We start from the raw sequence: 4,228 nt of genomic DNA on the forward strand, positions 1-4,228 counted from the left end.
ACCGAAGCGGACCTTCTTGATGCATACCCCGACTTGACGCGCGACGATGTCCGGGCGGCCATGGCCTATGCCGCGGATACGTTGGCCCACGAAGAGACAATCATCATCGAACCACCGACAAAAACCGCCCGAGGATGATGGGTGCGTTTTCTTGCGGATGAAAGCTGCGATTTTGCAGTAGTCAGGGTATTACGCGGGGCGGGTCACGATGTGGCAGCCGTGCGCGAATTGTCACGGGGCGCGGCCGATGACGTGGTCATTGAGATCGCGGTCCGTGAAAACCCATCCTTCTGACGGAAGACAAGGATTTTGGACAGTTGGTTCACGCACAAGCGGCAAATCCCCCCGGTGTAATTTTCATTCGCTTCCCCGGAAATGCCCGGCAGGCATTGACCGAGGCAATCATGCAGCTTGTCGCCATGGGCGAAGAAAAAATCAAAGGAAAGTTTATCGTTGTCCAGCCGGGTCGCATAAGAGTAACGTGACTGAGCGGGTCACATCCGGTAGTGCTGACGCATGCCGAGTACGACGGTGATAAGAAGTGGGGGCGGAATTAAAGGGCCTGTCTCAATTATCCACGAGAGACCAGACCATGAGAAAATCCTTTTCCTTGTCCCAAGTCTACGGCTGGCTTCCGCTCGATCCGGTGGTGTTGGTGACCACGGCGCAGAAGGGCGGCGCGAACATCTGGATCGACCCGGCGCGTAAACATCCGCGCACCTTGCATCACCTCGGCAAGGGCCGTTTCGTCGTCGACGGCAGAACAATTACGCTGCCTTCGCGAATGAAGTGAGGTCGAATCCCCGCTGCGCGGGGATGATATTCAAACCCTGTTGCCGCCCAGGGTGCAACAAAACACGTTGCACCCGTTCGGCGGCGTGAACACACGTTAAGTGTGTTCACGAAAACTCCGCCTCACCCACCTTCGCGGGGGTGACAAACACTGTTGGGGTTCGCTTTGCTCACCCCAACCTACATTACTGGCGAAGGCCGCGGGTGTGAGCCGCGAAAGTCTCTATCGTACGCTTTCGCGGCGGGGCAATCCGAAGATCGACACCGTGATGGCCTTGCTGCGGGCCATGGGGCTTAAGCTGAGTATCGATCAGCGTAAGGCGGCATAAGGATGGCAAAGCATAAGATGATTCCGGAAGTCGTACACTAAACTGCGCTCTGTGCCTGCCGCGCGTAAAGGACATCCGAAGGTAAACCTGAAACCGGCATGATGCATGACCTTTACATCGGCATTGATTATTCCGGAAATGACAACCCCTCCTTCCGTACGCGGCCCTCGGCGAATGGGTATTTCGGGCCGTCGCGGTGCTCAGGCCTTCTTGGCCCAGAGCATGCACCAGCCGTTGGGGCTGACCTTGCCCTCGACCACCTGGCAGGTGCTGGACCCGGCGATGAAGTGCATGCAGTTGGCGCAATTCTGATCGCCCTTGGGTTGTTCCTGGTACTGGGCTTGCGCTTTGCTCAGCTTGCCGCCCTGTGCCGTGGCGCCCTTTTCGGGAGTGGTTCCGGAGGGCGGCGCGCCTTCGGCCGGGCCGCCTTGAGGTGCGCCACCCGCACCCGGTGCAGGCGCCGCTGGGGCAGCAGTCTCGGGAGCTGGTGTCTGCCGAGCAGGGGGCTCATCCTTTTTTTGGCAGCCGGCCACGGTAAGCACCAGCAATGCCACGCCGCGCAGCACAGTTCGACGTTCGGAATTATAGTTTGACATGATTAATCCCTCCTTTTTTCCGTAATAGAAGTGATTGGACATTCCACTGCAGAAACTTGAGAAACATCACGCTTGCGGATTTCCCGGCGTCGATTGTGTCCGGGGAGGTACAACGTAAATGATGCTACGTCCGTTGTTCGGGTGATATCAACCCCAAATTTAATGCGTTAATGCAAATGAGATAGCGGCTTCCATTGAAAGTTTTTGTGTCGCTGTCTAGCAAATGGTCTGGGCATGACTCGATTTTTCCATGCCGCGGCAGAAGAACAGCAACCGATGGGCGTTGCGGCACAAGTGACTAACGGAAATGAAATGAGCGGTGCACTTGGGGGGTTGTAATGCGTCAATACCAGAACAATCCCGGATAGAGGCTGTCAGAATGAAACAGCGCATGGAACATCGCTTGAGTTCTGTCGCCAACCTGTCAACATCGAGATTATCCTGTATTCCTCAGGCTTCGGAGTGATCCGGACGAAAACGCGCATCCGGACCGTTGACACTGGGGACCAAGCCGGCGGCGAGGGCGGTCTTAATTACTTTCCGGCCCCAGCGAGTAATTAGTAACAAACGGAACGTAGATCTACTCCGGAGCAGGTGTGACGCGGTTGGCGCGGCCGAAGATCAGGAGTCCCGGCATGAAAAAAATCATTGTGGCCTTCACGATCATGCTTCTTGCGCCCCGTTGCCTGCTGGCGGAAATGATGCCGGATCAGCTGGTGCGCACGACCGTCGGCAAGATCACTCTGCTGCTCAAGGCGGACCGCGACGTCGATGCCGAGGATCCTCGGAGACTGTACGCCATGATGGATTTTTGCGAGGAGGTGCTGCCGCATATTGATTTCCGTGCAATGTCCAAGTTCGCGTTGGGACGCTACTGGCGCGAGGCCACCCAAGATCAGCGCGTACGGTTCACGCACGAGTTCCGGAACCTCCTCGTGCGGACCTATGGCACCGCGCTACGCAAATACAGCGAGCGCCAGGTCATTTATCTGCCGTTTTCCGGCGCGCCCAGCGACAAAACCGCGGTAGTGAAGACCGTGGTCAAGCCGGCGGGCGGCGGACCGGCCATTCCCATCAACTACAGCTTTTACAAGGACCATTCTGTCTGGAAGCTGTACGACATCGCCATCGACGGCGTGAGTCTCGTCAACACCTTCCATGACGTCTATGCGGACATAATTAACAAAAAAGGTATCGATGCCCTGATTGCGGATATCGCTGAGAGCAACAACAAACTGCCAAGTGGCAAAGGTGGCGCGCCGAAACCTGCGAAGTCGCCCAAAAAGAGCGCCGGCAAATGAGCACGGGGTTTCTGAATTAACGGGGCCAGGCTCAATTATTCCGCTTTCGCGGGGATGACAACCATTATTTCAAAACCCGGCTGGCTCAGTAATTGGTGCCGAACGAACGGTCGGTGGCGGATGCGGGGGTGGGCAGATTGGCGAGCCGGCTGCCTTGCGTAACCGGGCCGTCGTTGAAAAGCCGGCGCAGATACTTGTTGCCACCCTGACCGGAAAAGTTTTTATTGAGCTCCCTGGCGGTTGTCCGCGCCGTGAGCGGCAGGCCATGCTCCTGATAATAATTGCGGAGGAACACAATCACTTCCCAATGTCTATCGTTGAAATCCATGCCTTCGTTTACTGCCAGCGCCAGGGATTTGCTGCGATCCCAGCACTGGTCGGTTAGTTCTGTCAAACGGTCGCCGATGTCTCTGCTTGAAGTCTCGGTGTCCTGCGGATCGACGGTAAATTGTTTCATGTGTATGTCCTTGTGAGCCGTGTGAAGTGGGGCGGTGGTCGTTCACCCTTCGAGAGGCTCAGGGCGAACGGGGCTTAAGTAAATGTACGAAGCTTCGGACGAGGAATAGCAGTGCCTGGCTTCAAAGACGGGAGCGCGCTGTGGCAGCGCGCGCTCCCGTCTGTTTGCCGTTTCGGCAGGGCCCAATCCCCGCTCAGGCCAGCTGAAACCTCAGTTGGTATAGTCGCCCGTGGGGTTGCTCTGCGTTTTCGATAAATCCTGCTCCGGGTGCTCAACGGGTATGTCGAGATAAGCCTGGAGTGAGGATTTGGTTTCGAAGTAAATCGTCAGGTTGTTGGAGTCGCCACCCTCGACGAGATGGGGCCGGTCTTTCAGGCTGGTAATGTTGAAGCCGTTGATCGGGTCCGTAGTGCTGATGATATTGGTGTATCTCATGGTTAACCCTCCGTGGGTTTGTCCACTCCCGCCAATCCGGGGGAAGTGTGCGTCTAATAACTGACTAAATCAGTCAGGAATAGCCACTATACGCGTTATGAGCTCAATAGCGAGGTATATCTGACATGAGGCAAATACAGGCGCGTCAGCCTCAGATTTCAGAAACTGGGTTTGATCGACCGCCTGCGATACCGCCAATTCGAATTAAAGCGGCCATGACCGGTTATCTACGAGAGACACGACAATGAAATAAAAGGTGTCGGAGTGATTAAAGATTTAAGTAGCGGGAATAGGGCGTGGATCTGTGCAACCGGTCTG

At 56.0% G+C, this 4,228-nt stretch carries 9 protein-coding genes; 6 read left to right on the forward strand and 3 right to left on the reverse strand.

Annotation, left to right across the window (positions count from 1 at the left end; translation table 11 throughout):
- From WB402_RS09760 to WB402_RS09780, 5 genes are all read left to right on the forward strand, one after another.
- Positions 1-138: DUF433 domain-containing protein (locus WB402_RS09760; RefSeq protein ID WP_424207359.1), on the forward strand; the 138-nt coding region annotated here is incomplete at its 5' end.
- A gap of 3 nt (positions 139-141) precedes the next feature.
- On the forward strand, positions 142-294 hold the full coding sequence (locus WB402_RS09765; RefSeq protein ID WP_424207345.1) for a DUF5615 family PIN-like protein: 153 nt from the start codon (positions 142-144) through the stop codon (positions 292-294).
- Positions 291-485: a DUF5615 family PIN-like protein gene (locus WB402_RS09770; protein WP_424207360.1), complete on the forward strand. Its 195-nt coding sequence runs from the start codon at positions 291-293 to the stop codon at positions 483-485. The genes WB402_RS09765 and WB402_RS09770 overlap by 4 nt, the downstream gene beginning before the upstream one ends.
- Before the next feature lie 107 nt (positions 486-592).
- On the forward strand, positions 593-793 hold the full coding sequence (locus tag WB402_RS09775; protein ID WP_424207347.1) for a hypothetical protein: 201 nt from the start codon (positions 593-595) through the stop codon (positions 791-793).
- A 100-nt stretch (positions 794-893) separates the two neighbouring features.
- Entirely contained in the window at positions 894-1,121 is a 228-nt protein-coding gene (locus WB402_RS09780; RefSeq protein WP_424207349.1) for a DNA-binding protein, read from the forward strand.
- 200 nt (positions 1,122-1,321) lie between these two features.
- Here WB402_RS09780 and WB402_RS09785 read toward each other — a convergent pair whose 3' ends face one another.
- Entirely contained in the window at positions 1,322-1,717 is a 396-nt protein-coding gene (locus WB402_RS09785; RefSeq protein ID WP_424207351.1) for a high-potential iron-sulfur protein, read from the reverse strand.
- 635 nt (positions 1,718-2,352) lie between these two features.
- Here WB402_RS09785 and WB402_RS09790 point away from each other — a divergent pair.
- Positions 2,353-3,018 carry an MlaC/ttg2D family ABC transporter substrate-binding protein gene (locus tag WB402_RS09790; RefSeq protein ID WP_424207353.1) on the forward strand — a complete coding sequence of 222 codons (666 nt, stop codon included), beginning with the start codon at positions 2,353-2,355 and terminating at the stop codon, positions 3,016-3,018.
- Positions 3,019-3,103: 85 nt separating this feature from the next.
- Here WB402_RS09790 and WB402_RS09795 read toward each other — a convergent pair whose 3' ends face one another.
- Together WB402_RS09795 and WB402_RS09800 are read right to left on the reverse strand one after the other, a co-directional pair.
- Positions 3,104-3,475, reverse strand: coding sequence for a TusE/DsrC/DsvC family sulfur relay protein (locus WB402_RS09795; protein ID WP_424207355.1), 372 nt, complete (start codon positions 3,473-3,475; stop codon positions 3,104-3,106).
- Positions 3,476-3,685: 210 nt separating this feature from the next.
- Entirely contained in the window at positions 3,686-3,910 is a 225-nt protein-coding gene (locus tag WB402_RS09800; protein WP_424207357.1) for a hypothetical protein, read from the reverse strand.
- Between the last annotated feature and the right edge of the window lie 318 nt (positions 3,911-4,228).

Origin of the sequence: Sulfuricaulis sp. (assembly GCF_049587675.1) — a bacterium.
Lineage (GTDB): Bacteria > Pseudomonadota > Gammaproteobacteria > Acidiferrobacterales > Sulfurifustaceae > Sulfuricaulis.